At 66.8% G+C, this 23,953-nt stretch carries 21 protein-coding genes and 1 other RNA gene; 8 read left to right on the top strand and 14 right to left on the bottom strand.

Features of this window, described 5'->3' with window-relative positions:
- Positions 1-19: 19 nt before the first annotated feature.
- The 10 genes from ACO07K_RS05975 to ACO07K_RS06020 form a co-directional block, all read right to left on the bottom strand.
- Entirely contained in the window at positions 20-754 is a 735-nt protein-coding gene (locus tag ACO07K_RS05975; RefSeq protein WP_422034983.1) for an arginyltransferase, read from the bottom strand.
- Positions 755-838: 84 nt separating this feature from the next.
- Entirely contained in the window at positions 839-1,441 is a 603-nt protein-coding gene (locus ACO07K_RS05980; RefSeq protein ID WP_298305689.1) for a DUF4126 domain-containing protein, read from the bottom strand.
- Between the two features lie 10 nt (positions 1,442-1,451).
- Positions 1,452-2,045: a recombination mediator RecR gene (gene recR / locus ACO07K_RS05985; RefSeq protein WP_422034984.1), complete on the bottom strand. Its 594-nt coding sequence runs from the start codon at positions 2,043-2,045 to the stop codon at positions 1,452-1,454.
- Between the two features lie 13 nt (positions 2,046-2,058).
- Complete coding sequence (locus ACO07K_RS05990; RefSeq protein WP_422034985.1) at positions 2,059-2,388, bottom strand: YbaB/EbfC family nucleoid-associated protein; 330 nt, start codon at positions 2,386-2,388, stop codon at positions 2,059-2,061.
- Complete coding sequence (locus ACO07K_RS05995; protein WP_422034986.1) at positions 2,389-4,140, bottom strand: DNA polymerase III subunit gamma/tau; 1,752 nt, start codon at positions 4,138-4,140, stop codon at positions 2,389-2,391.
- 97 nt (positions 4,141-4,237) lie between these two features.
- An RNA gene (gene ffs, locus ACO07K_RS06000) (signal recognition particle sRNA small type) lies at positions 4,238-4,332 on the bottom strand.
- Between the two features lie 131 nt (positions 4,333-4,463).
- Positions 4,464-4,913, bottom strand: a complete 450-nt coding sequence (locus ACO07K_RS06005) for a copper chaperone PCu(A)C (RefSeq protein WP_422034987.1) — start codon at positions 4,911-4,913, stop codon at positions 4,464-4,466.
- Between the two features lie 21 nt (positions 4,914-4,934).
- Complete coding sequence (locus ACO07K_RS06010; protein WP_422034989.1) at positions 4,935-5,666, bottom strand: SDR family NAD(P)-dependent oxidoreductase; 732 nt, start codon at positions 5,664-5,666, stop codon at positions 4,935-4,937.
- A gap of 61 nt (positions 5,667-5,727) precedes the next feature.
- Entirely contained in the window at positions 5,728-7,518 is a 1,791-nt protein-coding gene (locus tag ACO07K_RS06015; protein WP_422034990.1) for a hydantoinase B/oxoprolinase family protein, read from the bottom strand.
- Positions 7,515-9,593 (bottom strand): hydantoinase/oxoprolinase family protein, encoded by a 2,079-nt coding sequence (locus ACO07K_RS06020; RefSeq protein WP_422034991.1) that lies wholly within the window; start codon positions 9,591-9,593, stop codon positions 7,515-7,517. The genes ACO07K_RS06015 and ACO07K_RS06020 overlap by 4 nt, the downstream gene beginning before the upstream one ends.
- Positions 9,594-9,717: 124 nt before the next feature.
- Here ACO07K_RS06020 and ACO07K_RS06025 point away from each other — a divergent pair, with 124 nt between their 5' ends.
- From ACO07K_RS06025 to ACO07K_RS06050, 6 genes are all read left to right on the top strand, one after another.
- Complete coding sequence (locus tag ACO07K_RS06025) at positions 9,718-10,740, top strand: ABC transporter ATP-binding protein (RefSeq protein WP_422034992.1); 1,023 nt, start codon at positions 9,718-9,720, stop codon at positions 10,738-10,740.
- Between the two features lie 56 nt (positions 10,741-10,796).
- Positions 10,797-12,086, top strand: coding sequence for an ABC transporter substrate-binding protein (locus ACO07K_RS06030; protein WP_422034993.1), 1,290 nt, complete (start codon positions 10,797-10,799; stop codon positions 12,084-12,086).
- 100 nt (positions 12,087-12,186) lie between these two features.
- Positions 12,187-13,041, top strand: a complete 855-nt coding sequence (locus ACO07K_RS06035) for an ABC transporter permease (RefSeq protein WP_422034994.1) — start codon at positions 12,187-12,189, stop codon at positions 13,039-13,041.
- Between the two features lies 1 nt (position 13,042).
- Entirely contained in the window at positions 13,043-13,885 is an 843-nt protein-coding gene (locus tag ACO07K_RS06040) for an ABC transporter permease (RefSeq protein ID WP_422034995.1), read from the top strand.
- Complete coding sequence (locus tag ACO07K_RS06045; RefSeq protein WP_422034996.1) at positions 13,885-14,958, top strand: ring-opening amidohydrolase; 1,074 nt, start codon at positions 13,885-13,887, stop codon at positions 14,956-14,958. Before ACO07K_RS06040 ends, ACO07K_RS06045 begins: the two co-directional genes overlap by 1 nt.
- Before the next feature lie 22 nt (positions 14,959-14,980).
- On the top strand, positions 14,981-16,171 hold the full coding sequence (locus ACO07K_RS06050; protein ID WP_422034997.1) for an aminotransferase class V-fold PLP-dependent enzyme: 1,191 nt from the start codon (positions 14,981-14,983) through the stop codon (positions 16,169-16,171).
- Here the strand turns inward: ACO07K_RS06050 and ACO07K_RS06055 are convergent.
- The 4 genes from ACO07K_RS06055 to ACO07K_RS06070 form a co-directional block, all read right to left on the bottom strand.
- A complete protein-coding gene (locus ACO07K_RS06055) occupies positions 16,153-17,262 on the bottom strand; it encodes an ABC transporter ATP-binding protein (RefSeq protein WP_422034998.1) in 1,110 nt (369 codons plus the stop codon). The genes ACO07K_RS06050 and ACO07K_RS06055 overlap by 19 nt on opposite strands.
- Positions 17,259-18,287 carry an extracellular solute-binding protein gene (locus ACO07K_RS06060; RefSeq protein WP_422034999.1) on the bottom strand — a complete coding sequence of 343 codons (1,029 nt, stop codon included), beginning with the start codon at positions 18,285-18,287 and terminating at the stop codon, positions 17,259-17,261. The genes ACO07K_RS06055 and ACO07K_RS06060 overlap by 4 nt, the downstream gene beginning before the upstream one ends.
- 26 nt (positions 18,288-18,313) lie before the next feature.
- Positions 18,314-20,077, bottom strand: coding sequence for an ABC transporter permease (locus ACO07K_RS06065; protein ID WP_422035001.1), 1,764 nt, complete (start codon positions 20,075-20,077; stop codon positions 18,314-18,316).
- Positions 20,078-20,215: 138 nt separating this feature from the next.
- Positions 20,216-21,502: a hypothetical protein gene (locus tag ACO07K_RS06070; protein ID WP_422035002.1), complete on the bottom strand. Its 1,287-nt coding sequence runs from the start codon at positions 21,500-21,502 to the stop codon at positions 20,216-20,218.
- 45 nt (positions 21,503-21,547) lie between these two features.
- On the opposite strand from ACO07K_RS06070, the gene ACO07K_RS06075 reads away from it, so the two are divergent.
- Complete coding sequence (locus ACO07K_RS06075; protein WP_422035003.1) at positions 21,548-22,438, top strand: polysaccharide deacetylase family protein; 891 nt, start codon at positions 21,548-21,550, stop codon at positions 22,436-22,438.
- A 7-nt stretch (positions 22,439-22,445) separates the two neighbouring features.
- The gene (locus ACO07K_RS06080; protein WP_422035004.1) at positions 22,446-23,918 is read left to right on the top strand and encodes a M81 family metallopeptidase; all 1,473 of its coding nucleotides are present in this window, start codon (positions 22,446-22,448) and stop codon (positions 23,916-23,918) included.
- The last annotated feature ends 35 nt before the right edge of the window (positions 23,919-23,953 follow it).

Raw genomic sequence — 23,953 nt, forward strand, 5'->3', positions numbered from 1 at the left:
GCTCGTCGCTAATACTTGCCTATGTCGTAGGCAGTTCCGTCCATCCATCGGGACCGAACGATTCCAAAGGGCGGAACAAGCGCTTGTAGGACATCTTGCTCGAATCGGCGATCCAGTAGCCGAGATAGACATAGGGCAGGCCGCGTTTGGCGGCGGCTTCCGCCAGCCAAAGGATCATGTGCGTGCCGAGCCCCCGCCGCGGGTCCTGCGGATCGAAGAAGCTGTAGACCGCCGACACCCCGCTCGACAGCCAGTCGACCAGACAGGCGCCGACCAGCCGGCCATCGGCCGAATCGTCCCGGAACTCGATGATCGCCGTTTCGACCGGACTCTCCTCGACCATGGCGCGGTAGTCGTCGAAGTCCATGTCCGCCATGTCGCCGTCGCGGTGGCGCGTCAGCACATAGCGTGAGAACAGCGAGAATTGTTCGCCGGTCGCCAAGGCCTGCGTCTCGATCGCATGGACATGTTCGTTGCGGCGCTGAATACGGCGCTGTGCGCGGCTGGGCTCGAAGTCCCGGACCCGAATGCGCACCGGCACACAGGCCCGGCACCCGTCGCAGAGCGGCTTGTAGACGAAGTGGTGGGAGCGGCGGAAGCCCGCGTCGGTCAACGTGTCGTGCTGGGAGATGGCGTCCGGCCCGCTCAGTTCGGTGACAAGCTTCGTCTCCAGGCGATGCGGCAGGTAAGGGCAGCGCATCGCCGGCGTTGTGCGGAAAAACCGAAGGGACTGGATGTTCTGGCGGATGAACATGTGCTTGCGGTTGAGAGTGTACGCTTCGGATCGGCGAAGGAAAGCGTCAGTTGTTCCGCCAAAGGTCGAGGGCGGGTTCTTTGGTCAAGGCTGCTGGCGCCCCCGAGCCAGGCGGCGAAAAGGCACGAGAGCCAGACGCACGAGCTTGGGGAGGAGCCATATCAGGAGCACCACGAAAAGCGCCAGCAGGCACAGAAAAGTGATCGGATAGGCGATCGCGAGGGCCAGCCCGCCAAGCACCGTGACGTCCTCGCCAAGGGAGGCGAACACGTTGGTGAACGGCTCCGGCGAGGTGTTGATCAGGGCGCGCGATCCGGTCTTGGCGATGTGGGTTCCGGCCGCGAGCGTCCCGCCGAGCAGGCCGGCGATGATCGAAAACTCCGGACTGAGGCCGGTTGCGGCGCCGTAGGCGAGGAGCACGCCCGCGGGGATGCGCACGAAGGTCTGGAGCACGTCGTTGATACTGTCGACGTAGGGGATCTTGTCGGCCAGGAAATTGAGCGCGAACAGGATCGCGGCTACGCCGAGCACCCAGGGCGATTCCAGGACTTGGAGATCGTGCGGCAGGGCGACCAGGCCGAGGCGTTGCGCGACCCCGAGCACCAGCACGGCGGCGTAGGCATTGAGGCCGCTGGCCCAGCCGGCGCCCAGGGCGACAGCGATGGCGGTGAGGGTTTCGGCGCTCATGGGGGCGACGCTACAGGGCGCGCCGCGCCTTGAAGGCGGTGGCGAGCGTCCCGTCGTCCAGCCAGTCGAGTTCACCGCCCACCGGCACACCATGTGCCAGCCGAGTCAGCGGCACGTCGTGCTCGGCCAGCCGTTCGGCGAGGTAATGCGCCGTGGTCTGGCCGTCGACGGTGGCGTTGGTGGCCATGATCACCTCGCGGATGCCGCCGGCGGAGACGCGCATCACCAGGCTGCCGATGTTGAGTTCTTCCGGGCCGATCCCGTCCAACGCCGACAGCGAGCCCCCCAGCACGTGATAGCGACCGGAGAAGATGCGGCCGCGCTCCATCGCCCAGAGGTCGCCGACATCCTCGACGACGCAGATCAGGCCGGCATCGCGGCGGTGATCGGAACAGATCGAGCAGGGATCGATCGTGTCGAGGTTGCCGCAGATGCTGCAGGCCCGCACGGCGCGCGCCGCATCGGCGAGCGCCGTGCCCAACGGCTGCATCAGCGTCTCGCGCTTCTTCAGCAGATGCAGCGCCGCGCGGCGTGCCGAGCGCGGGCCCAGGCCCGGCAGACGGCCGAGGAGCTGGATGAGCCGCTCGATCTCCGGGCCGTTCATCGCCGCCTTTTCATCAGAGATTGAAGCCCGGCGGCAGCGGCAGGCCGCCGGTGATTCCGCGCATCTGCTCCTGCACGGTCTGCTCGACCTTGGCGCGCGCGTCGTTGGCGGCGGCGACGATCAGGTCCTCGACGACGCCCTTGTCCTCGGGCTTGAACAGCGACGCGTCGATGTCGATCTTGCGCGTCTCGTTCTTGCCGTTGACCGTGACCTTCACCAGGCCGGCGCCCGAGGTGCCCACGATCTCCAGGCGCTCCAGCGCCGCCTGCAGGTCCTGCATCTTCTGCTGCATCTGCTGGGCCTGCTGCATCAGGCCGCCCAGGTCCTTGAGTTTGTCGAACATTCAGAACTCGCTTTCGGGGATGTCGTCGTCTGCCGGGTATTCCTCGGCGGGAGGCGGCTCGTCGCTGACGAACTCGCCCAGCATGGAAGTCTGTTCGCCCTTGCGTTTGACCGCCTCGAGCTTCGCGCCGGGGAATGTCTTGAGTATGGCCATCACCAGCTCGTTGTTTTCGGCAGAGCTGCGCAGATCGTCGGCCTTGGCCGCTTTCTGCTGCATGAGGGTGGGCTTGCCTTCGGCGCTCGACACCGAGGCGATCCAGCGGCGTCCGGTCCATAGGCTCAACAGCTCGCTGAGGCGCGGGGCGAGGTCGGGCGGCGCCTTGGGCTCGGGGCGGAACTCGATCAGGCCGGGCTCGCAGCGCACCTCGTGCACGTGATGCATCAGGCTGTGCACCATGCGCGGCTCGCGGCGGCTCTCGAACAAGGCCACGACCTCCGCGAAGCTACGCGGGGCCGGCATCGCCTGGGCGGGTTGGGCGGCCACCGCGGCGACCGGCTGGGTCGCGAGACGTGCCACAGCGCCGCCGCCGCCATTGCCTCTCGGCATCGCCGGGGCGGCGGTCCCTGCCGGAACGCCGCCGCCATTCTGCAGCATCTTGATCGCATCGCCGGGAGAGGGAAGGTCGGCGACGTAGCAGAGCCTGATCAGCGCCATCTCGGCGGCGCGCAGCGGCGAGGGCGCGGCGAGCGTCTCCTGCAGCCCCTTCAGCAGCAGCGTCCAGGCCCGCGTGAGCGAGGCCATGGAGAGTTTGCCCGCCATCGCCAGTCCCTGGGCGCGTTCGCTGTCCGCCGTCGCGGCTGCGGCGTCCGGCGCCACCTTGAGGCGTGTGACCCAGTGCGTGAGCTCCAGCAGATCCTGCAGCACGACCACGGGATCGGCGCCGGAATCGTGCATCTCGCCGAGCGCCGCGACCATGCCCGGCGCATCGCCGCGCATCGTCTTCTCGAACAGCTCGAGGACCCGGCTGCGGTCGGCCAGGCCCAGCATGTCGCGGACCTGAGCGGCATCCACCACACCGCCGCCATGGGCGATCGCCTGGTCGAGCATGGACAGACCGTCGCGCACCGATCCGTCGGCGGCGCGGGCGATCAGCGTCAGGGCCTCGGGCGAAATCTCGACCTTCTCGGCCTGCGCGATCTTACCGAAATGCTCGACCAGCGTCTCGAGCGGCACGCGCTTCAGGTCGAAACGCTGGCAGCGCGACAGGACCGTCACCGGGACCTTGCGGATCTCGGTGGTGGCAAACAGGAACTTCACGTGCGGCGGCGGCTCTTCCAGCGTCTTCAGCAACGCGTTGAAGGCCTTCTCCGACAGCATGTGCACTTCGTCGATGATGTAGACCTTGTAGCGCGCCGAGACCGGACGATAGCGCACGCCTTCGATCAGCTCGCGGACGTCGTCGATGCCGGTGCGGGAGGCCGCGTCCATCTCGATCACGTCGACATGGCGGTCCTCGGTGATGGCCTTGCAGTTGTCGCAGACGCCGCAGGGATCGACCGTGGGGCCGCCCGTTCCGTCGGGGCCGACACAGTTCAGGGCGCGGGCGATGATTCGGGCGGTCGTCGTCTTGCCGACGCCGCGCACGCCGGTGAGCATGAAGGCGTGGGCGATGCGGCCGGTGGCGATGGCGTTGCGCAGGGTGCGCACCATCGCTTCCTGGCCGACCAGGGTCGTGAAATCGACCGGACGGTATTTGCGGGCGAGGACGCGATAGGGTGTTGCCGGGTCAGAGCCCGGGGTGGCCTCAGCCATGGCGATCACCCGTCATTCTGCGCCGTGGCCCTCTTAAGGCCCGGCGGTCGTCGCGCCGGGGCCGCCCGCCCTCCGCGGCGGCGCGCGCAGGGGAACGGGTGAGAGACCGGCATGACCCGAAGCGAATTCGTTACGGCTGCTTCCTTCCGGATCTGACCGGGTTGGCGACTGCTCCGCCCACACCGGCCCCTCAAGGGGGTTATATCAGGAGTCCGGGCACCCGGCGCAAGGGCCGAGTGAAGTCCTTGTGAACGACCTTCCAAAGACTCCACAAGATATTGATTTGAAATGGTTAAATGTGGCGCCGTCGAGGGGCGGCCCGACTACGACGAGCTGAGAGTGGCGTGTCCCACAGTGCCGGGCGCTTCCACGGCAAAATCCACGGTGACGCTTCCGGCCTTTTCGAAGACCAGGGTGACCGGCAGTTTGCTGCCGACAGAGAGAGGCGAGGCGAGGCCGCGAATCAGCAGGTGATAGCCGCGCGGCTTGAGGATTTGCTGGTTGGCCGGCGGAATGACGAGGCCGGCCTCCATCGGCCGCATCTCCAGCACCGGGCCCTTGACCCGGATGGCGTGGATTTCGACGGACGCGGCGGCAGGACAGCTGACGGAAACAAGCCGGTCCGTTTCGCCATCGTTGACCACGGTCATGTACCCGCCGGCGACACCTGACTCTGATGAGGAAGAGCGCGCCCAAGGCTTGACGATCTGCAGCGGGCCGAGGGTGGCGGCCGGCACGTCCTTCGGCTCAGAACGACGAAGCCACTTCAGCAAGATCCACCCTCCATCGCGCCGTCAGTGCGCAAAATAGTGCATGCCGCCATCGACCGGGATGACCGCGCCCGTGATGTAGCGCGCTGCCGGCGAGGTCAGAAAGGCGACGAGGTGTGCCACATCCTCCGGCTCGCCGAAATACCCGATGGGGATGTTTCGCTCGATGAAGCCGCGACGGGCCTCCTCGGTCGGGTGGAGTTTCTGCAGGATCTGCTCGCTGTTGATGCGGCCCGGCTGAATCGTGTTCACCGTCACGCCGTCCGCCGCCACGTCGCACGACAGGCCTTTTGCCCAGAGGTGCAGGGCCGCCTTGGCGGCGATGGCGGCGTTGAGCCCGCGCGGCTCCATGGAGCCGCTGATGTTGACGACCCGGCCCCATTTGCGCGCCCGCATGCCCGGCAGCATCGCCTTTGTGAGCAGGCGCGCCGCCGTGAAGTTGAGCGCGAAGGCCTCCTCCCAGATATCCTCGCCGGCATCCGGCCCGGTGGGCCGCGATCCGCCGGCGCAGTTCACCAGAATGTCGATCGGGCCCAGGACCTCGTTGGCCTCGCCCGCGATGCGCGCGAGGTCGGCGGTGTCGGTGACGTCGCCCGCGATGGCGGTCACACCGTCGAGCCGCTCGATCCTCTCGGCCCGCCGCGCCGTCGCGACGACCCGCGCGCCTTGCCCTGCCAGGAGCCTGACGACGCCGGCGCCGATGCCCGAGCTGGCGCCGGACACGAGACAGGTCCGGTCCTTGATCTGATAGTGCATCGCGTCTTGATGGAGGAGAACGCGGGACCTGCCAAGAGGCGGTCGTGGGCGGCGAGGGCCTTCAGCCGCCTCGAGCCTTGCGGGTCGCTTCCGGATCGACGACACCCTTGGCCGAGATCACCACGCCATAGTCGCGGAGCGCGGTCTCCACCGAGATCACCTCGTCGAGCACGTCGTCGGCCACGTCGGCCGGATCGCGCTCCAGCGGATTGCCGTAGCCGCCGCCGGCCGGGCCATAGCAGACGAAGCGGCCGTCCTTGGCGATGTTCATGTGCGGCACCTTCGACGGCAGCGCGCGGTCGGCCTGGCCCGGCACCATCAGGTCGAGCTTGGCGGGCATACCCTCGCTGCCGCCCAGGAAGCCCCACGGCCGGTAGCGATGACCCTCGCCCTCGACCGACGCGCCGCCGTCGCTCAGGAAGGCGAATTCGCGCACCGAGCCCAGGCCGCCCCGCCACTTGCCGGCACCCGCCACGTCCTCGCGCAGTTCGTAGCGCAGCACGCGCAGCGGCAGATGGGTCTCGATGTCCTCGATCGGGTTGTTGCGCGTATTGGCGTAGAGCGTGTCGACGGCGTCCATGCCGTCCTTGCCCAGACGGCCGCCATAGGAGCCTTCGAAGATCTCCATGTGCACCCAGTGGGTCTCGTCCTTGAGGCCGGAGAAGGCGATGACCTTGAGATTGCCGATGCCGGCCGAGACGTTGCCGGGCATCGCCTGAGACAGCGCCTTCATCACCGTGTCGGCGAGCTGGTTGCCGGGACAGAAGCGCGCGATGGTCGGTGCCGGGAAGGTTGGGTTGGCCAGGCAGCCTTTGGGCGCCACGATGGTGATCGGCCTGATGAGTCCCGCATTGACCGGGATATGACCGTGGATCTCGGTGTCGAGCAGCACCGAGCGGATGGTGAGCCATATGGCGATGTCGGCGGTGCCTTCGAGCGGCATGTTGATCGGCCGGTCGGGCACCTGCGGCGCCGTGCCGGTCAGGTCGACCACCAGGGAATCGTCCTTCTTGGTGATGGTGACGACGAGCGGCAGTTCCTTCTTGGTCGGATCGTCGCTGTCGAGGTAGCCGTCGATCGCCGTTTCGGCACGATAGACGCCGTCGGGCAGTCGGGCGATCGCCTGCCGCATTAGCCGCTCGGCATGATCCATCAGCGCGTCGCACGCCCGCTCGAACGTCTCCAGCCCGTAGCGTTCGACCAGTTCGACCATGCGCTCCGCGCCGATGCGGGCCGCGGCCACCTGGGCATCCATGTCGCCGACCACGAGATCGGAGGCGCGGATATTGTCGCGCACGATCTGCCATACGGCGTCGTTCTTCACGCCGCGGTCGTAGACCTTGATCGCCTTGAACTGCAGGCCCTCGGCATAGGCGTCGATCGCCTCGACGATGCCGCAGGAGCCGGGCGACAGCGCGCCGATGTCGAGATGATGCGCGGTGGTCGCGGCAAAGGCGATCAGGCGGCCCTGCACGAAGACCGGCACGATGAAGGCCACGTCGGGCCCGTGGCTCGCGCCGGAGTAGGCGTCGTTGTGCATGATCACGTCGCCCGGGCGGATGACCTCGCCGCGTGCGGCCAGGATGCGCTGGATGCCGCGCACATAGCCCGGGATGGGGCCCGACTGCAGCGGCGTCGACTGGGCCGATTCCGCAAGACCGCGGCCTTCGGCATCGACGAGAGCCGCCCCGAAATCCTCCGACTCGCGGATGATCGAGGAGTAGCTCATGCGCATCAGCTTGTAGCCCATCTCCACGGCGATGTTCTCGAGCGCGCCCTGGATGACGCTGCTGGTGATCGGATCGATGCGGTCGGGCTTGGTCGCGGGCTGGCGGACGGCGGCTGTGCTCATTGCTTTGCCTCCTTGCGGATCATGAGATTGCCGGCGGCGTCGGCCTCGAAGCTGAAGTGGGGCGGCACGACGGTGGTCGTGTCCATCTGCAGCACGATGGCCGGGCCAGGGATACGCTCGCCGACCGGGAGCAGGTCGCGGCGATAGAAGGTCGTCGGGTAGTCGGCGAGCTTGCCGTCGATGCGGAAGGTGCCGTTGCCGGAGCGCACGGTTGCGGTCTCGAGCGAGCGGGCGCCGGCGAGCGCGGGCTTCGCGATGGTCGCGGCGCTGGCCGCGCCAACCAGGCGCAGGTTTACGATCTCGATCGCGGAGTCGGCGAAGTGGTGTCCGTACTCCCGCTTGTGGACCTCGTGGAAGGCCTCGAAGGCCTTGGCGAGGGCAACGTCATCGAGAACGCCGTCGGGGAAGGTGACACGCAGTTCGTAGCCCTGGCCGACATACCGAAGATCGCCGCGGCGCTCGAACGTCACCTTGGCGAGATCGATGCCGTCGGCGGTGAACCGTCCGGCCAGTTCCTTGGCCATCGCGACGAAGTCGGCGTTGATGCGGGCAAGGTCGGCGGCCCCCGAGACCTGGAACGAGGTGCGGATCGCATCATAGCGCAGGTCGCTGATCAGCAGGCCGACCGCCGAGGTGATGCCGGGATGCGGCGGCACGATCACCTCGGTGACGCCCAGCATGTCGGCCACTTCGGCGCCGTGCAGGGGACCGGCGCCACCGAACGCCACCAGGGTGTAGTTACGCGGATCGATGCCCTTCTGGACGGTGCGCGAGCGGATGGCGTTGGCCATGTTGGCGTTGATGAGGGTGATCACGCCTTCGGCCGCTTCGCGGTCCGAAAGGCCGAGTTCGCGTGCCAGCTCGCCGATCACCCGACGGGCCGCGACCTCGTCGAGCGCCATGCCGCCGCCCAGGAAGTTGCCGCCGTCGAGCCGTCCCAGGACGACGTTGGCGTCGGTCACGGTGGCGCGGTTGCCGCCGCGTCCGTAGGCGGCGGGACCGGGCACGGCACCGGCCGAGCGCGGCCCCACCTTAAAGGCGCCGGCCTGATCGACGAAGGCGATCGAGCCGCCGCCGGCGCCGATCGTGTGCACGTCGATCATCGGCACCAGGACCGGGAAGCCCGCGATCCAGGTGTCGCGCGCCGTGGCCTCGCCGAAGCCGCCCTCGGTGACGATGCCGATATCGGCCGAGGTGCCGCCGACGTCGAAGGTGATCAGGTTGCGCTTGTCCGAAAGCGCGCCCGCCCAGTCACCGCCGATCACCCCGGCGGCGGGGCCGGAGAGAAGGGTGAGCACAGGACGCTCGGCCACCATGGCGGGCGTCGCCACGCCGCCGTTCGAGGCCATGATGCGCAGGTCGGCCTTGAAGCCCGAGGCCGCGATCTCCGATTCGAGGCGGGTCACGTAGTTGCGCACCTTCGGCCCAACGAACGCGTTCATCGCGGTGGTCGTGAACCGTTCGAACTCGCGGAACTGCGGCGACACCGATGACGAGGTCGTGGCGAAGCATTCCGGATATTCCTCGCGCACGATCTCCAGCGCGCGTGCCTCGTGGGCGGAATCGAGATAGGAGAAGAGGAAGCAGATCGCGATGGCCTGGACGCCGGCCTCCTTGAGGTCGCGAACCGCCTGGCGCACGCCCTCCTCGTCGAGCGGCTCCAGCACCTCGCCGCGCGGCGGTATCAGCCGCTCCGTCACCGTCTTGCGATGGCGCCGCTTCACCAGCGGCCGGTCCTGCCAGGGAATGTCCTGCATGATGGAGTAGTGCTGCGGTCGCTGGTGGCGGCCGATATGCAGGATGTCGCGATAGCCGCCGGTCGTGATCATGCCGGTGACGGCACCGTCATGCTCAAGGATCGCGTTGGTGGCGATGGTCGTGCCGTGGAACACCGTGTCGATGGTCTCGCGCGGGATCGAATAGGTGTCGCAGAGCGCCATCAGCCCCTGCACCACACCACGGGATGGATCGTCCGGTGTGGTCGAGACCTTGTGCACGGCGGTACGGCCGGCGTCGGTGTCGGCATAGACCAGGTCCGTGAAGGTGCCGCCCACGTCCACGCCGATCAGTCGCATCACCGTCTCCCTCTGCCTCGCATTGGCCCGGATCGAGCAAGGACCGCGCCAACGCCGTGCCGGTTGAACTTCCGCCCCCAGGGAATTTTACAGCGCTGGCATACAGCTTGCTTCGCCTCTTGGCATGGCCAAGCAGCCGGACATTGAACTCGTTTCCCTGACCAAGCGCTACGGCGACACGGTGGCGGTCGATTCGATCGGCCTGCGTATCCCCGCCGGCTCCTATTGCTGCCTCCTGGGCCCCAGCGGCTGCGGCAAGACGACGACCCTCCGCATGATCGCGGGGCACGAGGAAGCGTCCGAGGGTGATATCATCCTGGGCAACGAGAACATTACGGTCCTGCCGCCGGCGGCGCGCGGCACGGCGATGATGTTCCAGAGCTATGCGCTCTTTCCCCATCTCGATTGCACCGACAATGTGGCGTTCAGCCTCAAGATGCGGGGCATCGACAAGGACACCCGCCGGGCGCGGGCCCTGGATATGCTGAAGCGGGTCCACATGGAAGCCTATGCCGGCCGGCTGCCGGCGCAGCTCTCCGGCGGGCAGCAGCAGAGGGTGGCGCTGGCGCGCGCGCTGATCACCGATCCGCAGGTCCTGCTGCTCGACGAGCCGTTGTCGGCGCTGGATCCCTTCCTGCGCATCCGCATGCGCGAGGAGCTGAAGAGCCTGCAGACGCGTCTCGGCATCAGTTTCATTCACGTGACGCACAGCCAGGACGAGGCGATGGCGCTGGCCGATCTCGTGGTGGTGATGAACGGCGGCCGGATCGAGCAGGCAGCCCCGCCGCGCGAGGTCTTCAACCGCCCGGCGTCGGCCTTCGTCGCCAAGTTCATCGGCGGCCACAACGTGCTGCCCGCGGCCGTTGCCCGCGCCGGGGCGGGTGAGGGGCCATTCGTCGCCATTCGTGCCGATCGGATGTCGGTGCGGGCCGGCACGTCCGGGGAAGCCGGCGTGACCTCCCTGCAGGGCGTCGCGCGCTCCGTCGAGTATCTCGGATCGACCGTCCAGGTCGGCATCGACGTCACCGGTCTTGAAACGCTGTCCGCCACGCTGTCGGAGGCGCGCTTCGACGCGTCGCCCGTACGGCCCGGTGAGCCCGTAACTCTGTCGTGGAAGCCCGAGGACGTGCACGTGCTGGGGCGGTGAACGGACGTTGAGGGGAGGCGGCCCCGCGCCGTCGAGGCTTGAAGGAGGAAGACGAGATGGCTCGGAAATCGAATGGCGGCATCGGCCGCCGCGGGATGCTCAAGGGCGCGGCCGGCATTGCGGGCGCGGCGGTCGGCAGTGGCGCCATCACCGGCTTCCCGGTGATCTGGGCGCAGAACAACAAGAACATCGTGCTGCGCCAGTGCGGCACCGGCGTGTCGGCGATCAACGAGATCGCCGAGAAGTGCAAGGCCGACCTCGGCATCACACTGCAGATGACGGCGCTCGATTCGGATGCGGTGGTGCAGCGCGTCGTGACGCAGCCCAACTCCTTCGACATCGGCGACATCGAATACTGGATGATCAAGAAGGTCTTCGGCGCCAACACGCTGCAGGCGATGGACGTCAAGAAGATCAAGCTGTTCGACAAGATCGTGCCGATCTTCACCACCGGCAAGCTCAAGGCCGACAGCGTCATCGCCCAGGGCACGGCGCCCAGCACCGTGAGCTTCGTCGAGGGCGCGGGCTCGACCAAGTTCGCCAAGGGCCAGACCCAGTGGTTCACGATCGTGCCCACGATCTACAACGCCGACACGCTCGGCATCCGGCCCGACCTTGTCGGCCGCAAGATCGATTCGTGGAAGGACATCCTAGACCCGAAATTCAAGGGCAAGACGTCGATCCTGAACATCCCGTCGATCGGCATCATGGACGCCGCGATGATCTGCGAGGCCGCCGGCATCGTGAAGTACGGCGACAAGGGCAACATGACCAAGGCGGAGATCGACAAGACCATCGATTTCCTGATCAAGACCAAGAAGGATGGCCAGTTCCGTGCCTTCTGGAAGACCTTCGACGAATCGGTGAACCTGATGACCTCGGGCGAGGTCGTGATCCAGTCGATGTGGTCGCCGGCGGTCTCGGCGGTGCGCGGCAAGGGCGTGCCCTGCACCTACCAGCCGCTCAAGGAAGGCTATCGCGCCTGGGGCGGCGGCCTGGCGCTCGCCAAACACCTGCAGGGCGCGCAGCTCGACGCTGCCTACGATTACATCAACTGGTACCTGTCCGGCTGGGTCGGCGCCTTCCTCAACCGCCAGGGCTACTACTCGGCGGTGCTGGAGACGGCCAAGGCCAACATGACCGCCGACGAGTGGGGCTTCTGGATGGAGGGCAAGCCGGCCCAGGGCGACATCAAGAACCCGCAGGGCCAGATCGTCGAGAAGGCCGGCGCGGTGCGCGACGGCGGCTCGTTCTACGACCGCATGGGCGCCGTCGCCTGCTGGAACGCGGTGATGGATGAGGATCGCTACATGGTCCAGAAGTGGAATCAGTTCATCGCCGCCTGATCGCTTCGAGTATTTCGAATACTGCGTTTAATCCCTCACCCAGCCTCTCCCCCACAGGCGCTGTACGCAGCGTCGAAGCGGGGGAGAGGGGCATGAAAAGATGAACCGCGTAAAGATCTGGGTCACCTACCTGCAGGTCGCGCCGCTCGCGCTGGTGTTCCTGCTGTTCCTCATCGTCCCGATCGCCACGATCGTGGTGGTGAGCTTCTTCGACTACAACACGACCCAGATCATTCCCGCCTTCCTGCTGCAGAACTACGAGGAGTTGCTGCTCTCGCCGGTGACGTGGAGGACCTATCAGCAGACCATTCAGTTTGCGCTGATCACCTGGGCGCTGACCCTGCTGATCGGCTTCACCGTCGCCTATTTCGTGGCCTTCCATGTGCGCTCGCCCACGGTGCAGACGGTGCTGTTCCTGCTCTGCACCATCCCGTTCTGGACCTCCAACGTCATCCGCATGATCTCGTGGATCCCGTTCCTCGGGCGCCACGGTCTCGCCAACACGACCTTGATGAACCTCGGGCTGATCAAGGAGCCGCTGGAGTTCCTGCTCTATTCCGACTTCTCGGTCGTGCTGGCCTATGTGCACCTCTACACGCTGTTCATGGTGGTGCCGATCTTCAACTCGATGATGCGCATCGACCGCAGCCTTCTCGAGGCGGCGCGCGATGCGGGCGCGACGGGCTGGCAGACGCTGGTCAACGTCATCCTGCCGCTGTGCAAGCCCGGCATCGCCATCGGCTCGATCTTCGTCGTCACCATCGTGATGGGCGACTTCGTCACGGTGCGCATGATGAGCGGGGGCTTGAGCGCCTCGGTCGGCCTGATGATGGCGAACGCCATGTCGCTGCTGCAGTATCCCGCCGCGGCGGCCAATGCCGTGATCCTCCTCCTGCTGGTTCTGTTCATCGTCGCGGCCATGATGCGCCTCGTCGACATCCGCAAGGAGCTGTGACGTGCAGCACGGCAAACGCGGTCCCGCCTTCTGGCTTCTCGGCGCCTTCTTCTGCCTGTTCGTGCTGTTCCTGTACGGCCCGACGCTGACGATCCTCATCCTGTCGTTCCAGGGACCGGGGGGCGGGCTCACCTTCCCGATGAACGGCGTCTCGCTGCATTGGTTTAAAAACCTGTTCGAGAAGCAGATGGTGGGCGACTTCGCGGGCTCGCTGCAGCGCTCGTTGATCCTCGGGGCCGCCGTCATGCTGGTGACCGTCGTGGCCTCCTTCTCGGCGGGGCTGGCCTTCCGCTCGCGCTTTCGCGGCTCTGGCATCCTCTTCTATCTCGCCATCGCCAGCCTGATCGTGCCCTCGATCCTGATCAGCCTGGGCATCGGGCTCCTCTATCGCGTCCTAGGCTGGGACCCCGCCTGGTACAGCTCCGCGTTCGGCGCGCACCTGACCTGGACCCTGCCCTTCGGCCTGCTGATCATGTTCGCCGTCTTCAACCGCTTCGACCGGCGCTACGAGGAGGCCGCCCGCGATCTCGGCGCCACCTCGTGGCAGACGATCCGGCATATCGTCGTGCCGATCCTGCTGCCGAGCCTGATCGGCGTCGGCCTGTTCGGCTTCACGCTCTCCTACGACGAGTTCGCCCGCAGCCTCTACACCGCCGGCACCTTCAACACCCTGCCCCTCGAGATCTATGGCATGACCACCAACGTGACGACGCCCGTCCTCTATGCGCTGGGCACCGTGACCACGGGCGTCTCCTTCCTCGTGATCGCGCTGTCGCTGCTGTCGGTCACCTGGCTGCGCCGCCGCCGGGCGCGGCATGGCAGCGATGCCGGAAAGGCCGCCTGATGACGCGTCGTGTAAGAGTGCTGCGCCTGCCGACGGCGGGCCCGCAGGATACGGCACCGCTCGCCGCCGCCATCGAGTCGGGGGAACTCGACCCCGCAACCGTCGTGGCCATCATCGGCAAGACCGAGGGCAACGGCTGCGTCAACGACTTCACCCGCGGCTATGCCACCCTGGCTTTGAAGCTGATGCTGGCAAGCGCGCTGGGCTGCCCGCCGGCGGAGATCGAGAAGCGGGTGGCCATCGTGATGTCGGGCGGCACCGAAGGGGGGCTGTCGCCGCATCTGATCGTATTCTGCCGCGAGAACGCGCCGCCGCCGACCTCTTCGGCGCCGCGGCTGGCCATCGGCGTCGGCCTGACGCGGGCGTTCAAGCCCGAGGAGATCGGCCGGGCGCCCCAGATCGAGGAGACGGCAGCGGCGGTGACGTCGGCCATGAAGGATGCGGGCATCGCCACGCCGCATGATGTCCACTTCGTGCAGATCAAGTGCCCGTTGCTGACCAAGGAGCGTATCGAGGCCGCCGTGAAGCGCGGCGCCACGACGGCCACCGACGACACCTACCATTCGATGGCCCTGTCGCGCGGTGCGTCGGCGCTGGGCGTCGCGCTCGCGCTCGGCGAGGTGAAGGATGCGCCGGAGGAAGCGATCTGCCGCGACTGGTCACTCTACTCGCGGGTCGCCAGCACCTCGGCGGGCGTCGAGTTGCTGCGCAACGAGATCGTGGTGTTGGGCAACGCGCACGGCTGGTCCGGCGATCTGCTGATCGACCATGACGTGATGCGCGACGCCATTGATGCTGGCGCGGCGCACCGCATCTTGGGACGGCTCGGTGTGACCGGCGACGATGTCACGGCCGTGTTGGCCAAGGCCGAAGCCGCGCCCTCGGGCGCCATCCGCGGGCGGCGGCACACGATGCTCGACGACAGCGACATCCACTCGACCCGCCACGCCCGTGCGCTGGTGGGCGGCGTGCTGGCCGGCGTCGTCGGCGATACGATGCTCTACGTCTCTGGCGGCGCCGAGCACCAGGGGCCGGCCGGCGGGGGCCCCATCGCGATCATTGGGCGGGTCTGATCGGCTGGGTTAAGCTCGCCGCATGACCGAACCGAGCCCCTACGATCTCCTCGGCGTGCGCCGCCGCATCAATGCCGCCGGGGCGCTGACGCGGCTGGGCGGGGCGGTCATGGCGCCCGAAGTCGTCGCCGCCATGGCCGCGGCCTCGCGCGCATCGGTCGACATCGGCGAACTGCAGGACGCCGCCGGCGACCGCATCGCCGCGGCGACGGGCGCGGAGGCGGGCCTGGTCACGACGGGGGCTGCCGCGGCCCTCACGCTCGCGGCCGCGGCTGCCATCGCGCGCTGGGACATCGCGAGGATGGCGGCGCTGCCCCATGCGGGCGCCTTTCCGCACGACATCCTGATCCCGCGCACCCAGCGCACCGGCTACGCCCATGCGCTGGCGGCCTCGGGCGCGCGACTGGTCGATATCGGCCACAACGATCGCGGCACGGGCGCGGGTGTGCGCGGACTCGAAGCCTGGGAAATCGAGTCGGCCCTTTCACCGTCGGTGGTGGCGATGGCCTTCTCGGTCAATTCGACCAGCATCGTCGATCTGCCGATCGCCATCGCTGCCTGCCGCGCCAACGGCATTCCCCTGATCGTCGATGCGGCGGCGCAACTTCCGCCCAAGGAGAATCTGCGGCGCTTCATCGACATGGGCGTCGATCTCGTGGCCTTTTCCGGCGGCAAGGCCCTGGGCGGCCCGCAAGCCTCGGGCATTCTCGCCGGCCGCCGCGACCTCGTGGCCTCGGCGCTGCTGCAGCAGCTCGACATGGATGTGGCCCCCGACACCTGGACGCCGCCGCGCCTCGTCGATCGGGCGAACCTCCGGGGTGTCCCGCATCACGGGATCGGCCGCGGCTTCAAGGCCGGCAAGGAGGAGATCGTGGGTCTGCTCGTGGCGCTCGAACGCTTCATCGAGGCTGACGATGCCGCCGCCAATGCCGCGCTCCAGACGCGGCTGGAGGCAATCGCGGCATCTCTGGCGGGCTTCGACGTGACGCTCGTGCCGGCGGCGCAGACCGGACGGGTCCCGGTGCTGGAGATCGCCGTGCCGGAGGCGCTCGCCGCCAGTGCCAGGCTGCAGCACGGCGACCCACCGGTTCATTTGTCCGAGCGGCACGCCGCGCGCGGCGTGCTCACGCTCGATCCGCAGGTCCTGTTGCCCGAGCACGATGCGCCGCTGGCGGCGGCGCTTCGTGCCGTGCTTCAGTCCACCGTCGCCTGACCCTCGTCGCGATAGGCCCAGCAGGTGTCGGGCGGCATGGTGATCGCGACCTCGCCGTCGTTGTGCCGGGCTGCGGTGCCGAGTTCCAGCACCTCGAGCTTGTGGCCCCCGAACTCGACATCGTAGACGGTCTGCATGCCCTGATAGCGCCGTTCGATGACGCGGCCGGTGAAGCTGTTGGCCGGGCCGCGTTCGCCCAGGCGGATGTTCTCCGCCCGCAATGCCACACGGGCCTTGTCTCCGACGGCGAGCGGTTGCGGCGTCCAGGCCTCGATGCGGCCGGCAGCGCCGAGATCGATGACGGCCTGCTCGCCCCTGCGCTCCAGGACCTTGCCCAGCAGCACGTTCGAGGCGCCGGTGAAGTTGGCGACGAAGGAATCGGCCGGCCTGTTGTAGATCTCGCCCGGGGGCGCCATCTGCAGCAGCTTGCCGTTGCGCATGACGCCGATGCGGTCGCCCAGCACCACGGCCTCGGACTGATCGTGGGTCACATAGAGGCCGGTCATGCCGGTCATCTTCAGGATGCGGCGCAGCTCGTCCCGCAGGCGGATGCGCAGCTTGGAATCGAGATTGGACAGCGGCTCGTCGAGCAGCAGGAGCTGCGGCCGGTAGACCAGGCTGCGCGCCAGCGCGACGCGCTGCATCTGGCCGCCCGACAGCGACGTCACCGGCCGTTCCGCGTATTCGCCCAGACCGACCAGTTCGAGCGTCTCGCGGACCTTGCTGTTGATGTCGCCGCTGCCGCTGGTGTTCTTGCGGCGATACTTCAGCGGATAGGCGACGTTCTGGTGGACCGTCATGTGCGGCCACACGGCATAGGACTGGAACACCATGCCGATGTCGCGCTCGCGCGGGCTGACCAGCGTGCCGCGCTCGGGCTCCGAGACGATTCGGCCGCCGATCGAGATGCGGCCGCCGGTCGGATGCTCGAGGCCGGCCACGCAACGCAGCGTCGTGGTCTTGCCGCAGCCCGAAGGCCCCAGCAGAACCACGATCTCGCCCGCCGGCACGTCGAAGTTCACGCCATCGACGGCCGCCTTGCCGGTCCCGAACTTCTTGACCAGATCCTCGACGAGAAGCGCAGCGCTCACTGGCGATACCCGTAGGTCTTGTTCCACTCCTCGATCCAGGTCGCGCGGAGCTTGTCGAATTCCTCGAACTTCGGCACCCAGACCTTGATGACCTTGGGATCCCAGCCCTTCGGGTAAGCCGGCGGATCCTTGAGCGAGGTGATGTTGCCCAGCTTGTTGATCATGAAGGTCTGGCCTTCCTTGGACAGGCGCCAGTTCATGAACAGACGGGCGGCGTTGGGATTCTTCGACGCCTTGGTGATGCCGTCGGCATAGGGCACGATCGGCACACCCTCGGGCGCGAAGATGGCTTCGGCCGGGGCGCCTTCGACGATCTTGGTGTAGATGATGTTGTAGAGCAGGGGCGCGATCGAGACTTCGCCGCGCACCACGGCATCGGAGCAGGGCGCGCCCGACGGGTAGAGGGCGATGCCTAGCTCGGCCTGCTTCTTCCAGTAATCCTCGCCCAGCACCTGGCGTTCGAACATGATGCGCGTCCAGGTCGTGCCGCCCGACGGTCCGATGACCTGGCCGATCTGCTTGTTCTTGTATTCGGGCTTGGTGAGATCCATCCAGCTCTTGGGCGGGTTCTTCACGAGCTGGGTGTTGTAGGCGATCGCCCAGCCCAGGGTGACGCCCGGCCACAGCTTCGGCGAGACCAGCACGTCGGTGCGGTAGTCGGCGGCGTTCGGCGGCGCATAATCCTGGAAGAGGTCGGCAATCTCGAGCATCAGGCCGCGGTCGGAGTGATTGACCACGTCGGCGCCCAGCTTGTCGGCCGCGGCTTCCGTCTTGATGCGGGTGATCAGCTGGCCACCCGGGGCGCGCACCATCGCGACCTTGATCTTGGGGAAGCGCTTGTTGAATTCCTTGATCACTTCCTGCTGGGTTTCGGCGAAGTCGGCCGTGTACAGCGTGAGGCCGCCTTCCTTCTCGGCGGCGGCGATCAGCTCCTTGGAGCCGAACTGATCCTGCTGGGCGCGGGCGGGAAGGGCGGCCGTTGCCGCGGCGCCGGCAATGCCGGCCAGTATCGTTCTGCGCTTCATCTTATTTCCTCCGATTGGTTGGTTTGTTAGCCGGCGCGCCCGGCGCTCTCGGCCGAGCCACGGGAAAGCCAGGTGGTGATGCCCAGGAGAACCCCCAGAATCACGGTCTGCACCAGGCTGAAGGCGGCGGTCTTTCCGACGTTTCCGCCTTCATAGTAGTCGAGCAGCAGCACGGCCATCACGGTCGTGTCGCTGGTGTAGAGGAACAGCGACGAGCCGAGCTCGCGCACCGCCAGGACGAACAGCAGCGTCATCGACGCCACGATGCCGGGCCGCGCCAGCGGCACCATGATGGTGGCGATGGTGCTGAGCAGGCCGCGGCCGCAGATCCAGGCGGCTTCCTCGAGTTCCTTGTGGATCTGCATGAAGGATGTCGACAGCGACTTCACCGTGTCGGGGATGAAGCGCGCCACGAAGGCCAGCGCCAGGATCCAGATCGTGCCGTAGAGCCCGCCGGGCAGGCCGATCCAGGCCCACAGATAGGCGACGCCCACGACAAGCCCGGGAATGGCGACGGGGATGGTCGACAGCAGGTCGATCGACTTGCGGCCGGCGACCTGTGTGCGGTTGATCGTGTAGCCGATCGCAAAGGCCAGCACGCCGCCGATGACGGCGGTGATCACGCCGACCTTCATCGTATTCCAGATCGACGTCATGGTCAGTGGATTGTCGAAGATGGAATTGAAGTGAACCCAGCTATAGGCCTTCATGTCGAATACGGCCTCGAAGTCCTTGAAGAACAGGAAGCGACGGAAGGCGGCGATCACCAGGGCGATCGTGGGCAGCACGACGACGACGAAGAGATAGGCGAGGGCGAGGCTGAAGGTGAGCCAGCGCCACGGTCCGAGGTTCAGGCTGCGCGGGCGGAACGCCTTGCCCGCGACGGTGGCGAAGCTGCGGCCCGACAGCACGCGCTGCTGCGCCCAGACGAGGATGGCGGTCACCATCATCAGCAGGATCGCGACGGCGGCGGCCGTGTTGTAGAGCGGCGGGCTCCAGGCGGTGAGCTTGAAGATGTAGGTCGTGAGCACGTTGATATTGGCCGGCGCGCCCAGCGCGGCGGGCACGCCGTAGATCCCGAGCATCACCACGAAGGACAGCAGCGAGCCGGCCAGGATCGCCGGCGCGATCAGCGGAAAGGTGACGGTGAAGAGGGTCGTGAAGGCCGAGGCGCCGGCGACCTCCGAGGCTTCCTCGAGGCTCGGATCCATGTTCCGCAGCGCCGACGCGGTGAACATGTAGACGTAAGGTGCATAGTAGAAGCCGAACACCAGGATGAGGCCCGACATCGAATAGAAGTCGAAACGGAAGTCGATGCCGATCCATTTGAGGGCCGTGTTGAGAAGGCCGGTCTTGGGCGATCCGAGGATGCTCCAGGCGACACCCGCGACCAGCGGCGGCACGAACAGCGGGATCATGCTCGCGGCGGCGATGAACCCCTTGAAGGGCGTATTGGTGCGAACGACGATCCACGAGAAGGCGAGGCCGATAACGACGGCGAGAACGGCGCCGCCGCCGCAGGCCACCAGCGCATTGAAGAAGGCCAGGCGCACGTTCTCGTTGCCCAGCACGGCGATGAAGTGGGTCAGCGACGGATTGAACTTCGCGAATCCGTCGATCACGGGATTGGAATCGCTGATCGCGCCGAAGAACAGCATCAGCAGTGGATAGATCACCAGGAAGGTGAGGATGAGAAGCAGGGCGCCGACCCAGAGCGGCGCGGCCCACCGCCGCGCGGCGGGCGCGGCGTTCGTGGTCGCAGGCAAAGCGGCAGCACTCGTCGCCGTCAACGCGTTCTTCCTCCCGGTTCGTCCGCATCCTCAAACGGAAGCGGCTTCTTCATTAAGGCTGCGACCCTAGCCCATCCGCATTTCCGACGCTACGCCTTGGTGATGCGTGGAGTCGTCGCCCGCCGGTGTGCAGCCCCGCTATCGGTCGCCGTTCACGCCGGTCAGGAATCTCTCCGAATAGGAGTTCATGATCTGCTGCCAGCTCGTCCGGGTTCCGCGTGCCGACCATTCGAAGATCGGCTTCAGGGTCTTCGTCGTGAAGTCGGTCATCGAACCGAAAGAGCCGGTGATGCCGTTGGTGATGATGTTGGCGTTCTTCATGCCTTCGGGATCCGCAGGGGAGGCCTTGGCCGCGAAATAGGAGAGATTGTAGTAGCTGTAGCTCGAGCAGCCGAAGAACGCGTAGATCTGATACTGATCCTTGTTCATCCGGATGGGCGCGCCGATCTGTTCGCCCATGTAGGTGAGATCCAGCAGGCCGACGCGGGAGTGGCCGGCGCAGAGAAAAACGGAACCGCGTTCCGCAGCTTCCTTCGCCATGCAGAAGAAGGCGACGCTGTCCTCGCCGATGTTGGTGACGCCCCAGAACAGGCGCACGACGAGTTTGCGGGCGCCGTCAGTCCGGACATATTCCTCGACATGGCCCGGCGACGCGGCCAGCGACTTGGTGTTGCCGCAGTCACGCTCGCGCTCGGCCACCGGGACGGTGCGGCCTGCGAATCCCTGGTTCACGAGGAACTTGCGGATATCGCGGTAATTGCCGGCGTTGTAGTCGGTGTTCTTGTCAGGCGAAACATTGCCGTTTCTGTCCTCGTCGGCGCCGAAGGTCAGGACGACGCGGATCTCGCCATTGCCATTGGCCAGCCGCTCGTATGCCGGTGCGGTATTGGCGGTGTTGGGGCGCTTCGCGAGGATCGTGGCGTCCGACGTGGTGTAGTCGATGCCATCGACCAGCGGACAGCCCTTGTTCAGCGGCGCCCAGAAGTAGGCCATGCGGTACTTCTCACCCCAGCTGAAACATTTGTCGGTCGATCGCTCCCACACCTCTTCGAGATTGAGGGGGAGGCGGACCTTGACGATGTCCTGGAGCCCGTTGTCGACAACGAAGGTGCCGGTGTAGCGGTAGCGAACATAGTGCTTGCCGGTCCTGTCGTCGCGGTGCCGGCCCAGGATGTCGACGTTGGCATCGTTCTTGGCCGCGGCCTTCTTCGGCGCGGCCTGCAGCGGTCCCGCGAGATAGAGGAGCTGCCGGTTGATGTAGGAGGGCAGGAGGATGTAGTCGGGCGTGTCCTCGGCGATCTCGACCCTGCTCTCGAAGCTGACTTCGGCTTCGTACGAGTCCTTCGAGTAGTAGGCGAAGGCGGGAGCGCCGGTGACGAGAAACAGGCAGCCGGTGAGGGCGGCCGAGAGCAGGCGATCGAGCATGGCGAAACCGTAGCCCTTCGTGGCTTGCGACGTTAGTTTGTGGGGATGGAACTGAGAACGCACGACCGGTACGACTACGTCCCGCTGCGGGGCCGCGCCGACTACAGCTGGCCGGCTGGCCGGCGACTCGCCGTCTATTTCGCGCTCAATCTCGAGCATTTTTCCTACGGCGAAGGTCTTGGCGCGGAGCTCGCGCCGGGTGGTCCGCACCCCGACATTCTCAACTATGCATGGCGCGATTATGGCAATCGCGTCGGCGCCTGGTACATGCTCGACGCCTTCGATGCCCTGCGCCTGCCCATGGCGGCCCTGGTCAACAGCGCGATGTACGACTATGCGCCGGAGCTGGTCGCGGCCTGCCGGGCGCGCGGCGACGAGATCGTGGGGCACGGCCGCACCAATGCCGAACGCCAGGGCGTGCTCGGCGAGGCGGACGAACGGGCCCTCATCGCCGAGGCGACCTCGCGCCTCGCGCACGCCGAGGGGCGTCCGCCGGAAGGCTGGCTCGGGCCGTGGATTTCACACAGTCACGTCACGCCCGATCTGCTGGCCGAGGCCGGCTATCACTACCTGCTGGACTGGTGCATGGACGACCAGCCCGTCTGGTTCCGCTGCCGCGGCGACCGGCGCATTCTTGCCGTCCCTTATCCCCAGGAAGTGAACGACATTCCGCAGATCGCCGGCCGGAAAATCGGCGGCGACGCCTTCGCCGACATCATCGTCGATCAGTTCGACGAGATGCTGGAACTGTCGCAGGAGCGGCCTCTGGTGATGGGCGTGGCGTTGCATGCCTACCTCGTCGGCCAGCCGCACCGTCTGCGGCATCTCAAGCGCGCGTTGCGTCACATCGCCAAACATCGCGACCGCATCTGGCTGACGACGCCGGGCGCCATTGCCCGGCATTGCCTGTCCCTTCCCGCCGGTATCGTCCCCTAGGAGTCCCATGCGTCTGTTCACGGCCACGCTGGCCACCGAGACCAATACCTTCTCCCCCCTGCCGACCAGCCTGGAGAATTATCGCGAGTCGGTGTTCTTCGGCGCCGGCCAGCATCCGGACGATGCGCCGCGCATGTGCACCGCGCCGCTGTTCGTCGCGCGCGCCCGTGCCAAGGCGGAAGGCTTCGAGCTGATCGAGGGAAGCTGCTTTGCCGCCAGCCCCGCCGGTACGACCAACCGTGCCGACTACGAGACCATGCGCGACGAGATCCTGGGCCAGCTCGAGGCGGCGCTGCCGGTCGACGGGCTGCTGCTGGGGCTGCATGGCGCGATGGTTGCGCATGGGTACGACGACGTCGAAGGCGATATCATCGAGCGGTGCCGGGCCCTCGTGGGGCCGAAATGCGTGATCGGCGTCGAACTCGATCCGCATTGCCATCTCACGATGAAGCGCGTCTCCAACGCCAACATCATCGTGCTTTACAAGGAGTTCCCCCACACCGATGTCGTCGAGAGGGCGGGGGACATGCTCGATCTCGTCCTGGCGACCCTGCGCGGGACGGTGAAGCCGATCACTTCGGTATATGACTGCCGCCAGATCCAGAGCTATCCGACGACGATCCAGCCGATGCGCGGCCTCGTCGACCGGATCATGGCGATGGAGGGCAAGGACGGAATCCTGTCCGTCTCGATTGCGCATTGCTTCCCCTACGGTGACGTGCCCGAGATCGGTACGCGCGTGCTGGTGATCGCCGACGGCGACAAGAAGAAAGCGGACGCGCTGGCGACGCAACTGGGCGAGGAACTGGTCGGCCTGCGCGGCAAGACGGCGCCGCAATCCCTGGGCGTTGCCGCGGGCATCAGTGAAGGCGTGGCCTTCAACGACCTGCCGGTCGTGATCGCCGATCCGTCGGACAATGCCGGCGGCGGCGCGCCCTCGGACAATACGGATATCCTGAAGCACCTGATCGAGAAGAACGTCGAAAGCGCCTGCCTCGGCCCGATCTGGGACCCCATCGCCGTCCGCATCTGCTTCGACGCAGGCCTCGGCGCGCGGATCGGTCTCCGGTTCGGCGGCAAGATTGCGCCCAGCTCGGGCCAGCCGGTGGATGCCGAGGTTGAGATCATCGGCCTGAAGCGCGATGCCTGGCAGAAATTCGGGCCGACGCAGGTGCCGGTGGGCGATTGCGCGGCGGTGCGCATCGGCGGCGTCGAAGTCGTCCTGATCACCAAGCGCACGCAGGCGACCGGGCTCGAACTGTTCACCAATGTCGGCATCGATCCCACCCAGCGGAAGATCGTGGTCGTGAAGTCGACCAACCACTTCATGGCCGCCTTCGGGCCGATCGCAAAGAAGGTGATCTACGTCGAATCGGGCGGCCCGCTGCCGCGCGATCATCGCAAGGTGCCGTACAGAAAGGTCGAGCGCCCGATCTGGCCGCTCGACGAAGACGCCAAGCCGCGGGGCTTGATCTACTAGCCGGGAAGCTGGACAAATCGGAACACTGCTTTGCA

Origin of the sequence: Reyranella sp., assembly GCF_965228225.1 — a bacterium.
GTDB lineage: Bacteria > Pseudomonadota > Alphaproteobacteria > Reyranellales > Reyranellaceae > Reyranella.

What these genes read in the sequence shown, in the direction of transcription:
- ACO07K_RS06025 (WP_422034992.1), top strand. Translation starts at nt 9,718, where the DNA reads ATGGCCAAGCAGCCGGACATTGAACTCGTTTCCCTGACCAAGCGCTAC.
- ACO07K_RS06050 (WP_422034997.1), top strand. Translation starts at nt 14,981, where the DNA reads ATGACCGAACCGAGCCCCTACGATCTCCTCGGCGTGCGCCGCCGCATC.
- ACO07K_RS05975 (WP_422034983.1), bottom strand. Translation starts at nt 754, where the DNA reads ATGTTCATCCGCCAGAACATCCAGTCCCTTCGGTTTTTCCGCACAACG.
- ACO07K_RS06015 (WP_422034990.1), bottom strand. Translation starts at nt 7,518, where the DNA reads ATGAGCACAGCCGCCGTCCGCCAGCCCGCGACCAAGCCCGACCGCATC.
- ACO07K_RS06060 (WP_422034999.1), bottom strand. Translation starts at nt 18,287, where the DNA reads ATGAAGCGCAGAACGATACTGGCCGGCATTGCCGGCGCCGCGGCAACG.
- ACO07K_RS06045 (WP_422034996.1), top strand. Translation starts at nt 13,885, where the DNA reads ATGACGCGTCGTGTAAGAGTGCTGCGCCTGCCGACGGCGGGCCCGCAG.
- ACO07K_RS06030 (WP_422034993.1), top strand. Translation starts at nt 10,797, where the DNA reads ATGGCTCGGAAATCGAATGGCGGCATCGGCCGCCGCGGGATGCTCAAG.
- ACO07K_RS06070 (WP_422035002.1), bottom strand. Translation starts at nt 21,502, where the DNA reads ATGCTCGATCGCCTGCTCTCGGCCGCCCTCACCGGCTGCCTGTTTCTC.
- ACO07K_RS06035 (WP_422034994.1), top strand. Translation starts at nt 12,187, where the DNA reads ATGAACCGCGTAAAGATCTGGGTCACCTACCTGCAGGTCGCGCCGCTC.
- ACO07K_RS06075 (WP_422035003.1), top strand. Translation starts at nt 21,548, where the DNA reads ATGGAACTGAGAACGCACGACCGGTACGACTACGTCCCGCTGCGGGGC.
- ACO07K_RS06010 (WP_422034989.1), bottom strand. Translation starts at nt 5,666, where the DNA reads ATGCACTATCAGATCAAGGACCGGACCTGTCTCGTGTCCGGCGCCAGC.
- ACO07K_RS06020 (WP_422034991.1), bottom strand. Translation starts at nt 9,593, where the DNA reads ATGCGACTGATCGGCGTGGACGTGGGCGGCACCTTCACGGACCTGGTC.
- recR (WP_422034984.1), bottom strand. Translation starts at nt 2,045, where the DNA reads ATGAACGGCCCGGAGATCGAGCGGCTCATCCAGCTCCTCGGCCGTCTG.
- ACO07K_RS05995 (WP_422034986.1), bottom strand. Translation starts at nt 4,140, where the DNA reads ATGGCTGAGGCCACCCCGGGCTCTGACCCGGCAACACCCTATCGCGTC.
- ACO07K_RS05990 (WP_422034985.1), bottom strand. Translation starts at nt 2,388, where the DNA reads ATGTTCGACAAACTCAAGGACCTGGGCGGCCTGATGCAGCAGGCCCAG.
- ACO07K_RS06080 (WP_422035004.1), top strand. Translation starts at nt 22,446, where the DNA reads ATGCGTCTGTTCACGGCCACGCTGGCCACCGAGACCAATACCTTCTCC.
- ACO07K_RS05980 (WP_298305689.1), bottom strand. Translation starts at nt 1,441, where the DNA reads ATGAGCGCCGAAACCCTCACCGCCATCGCTGTCGCCCTGGGCGCCGGC.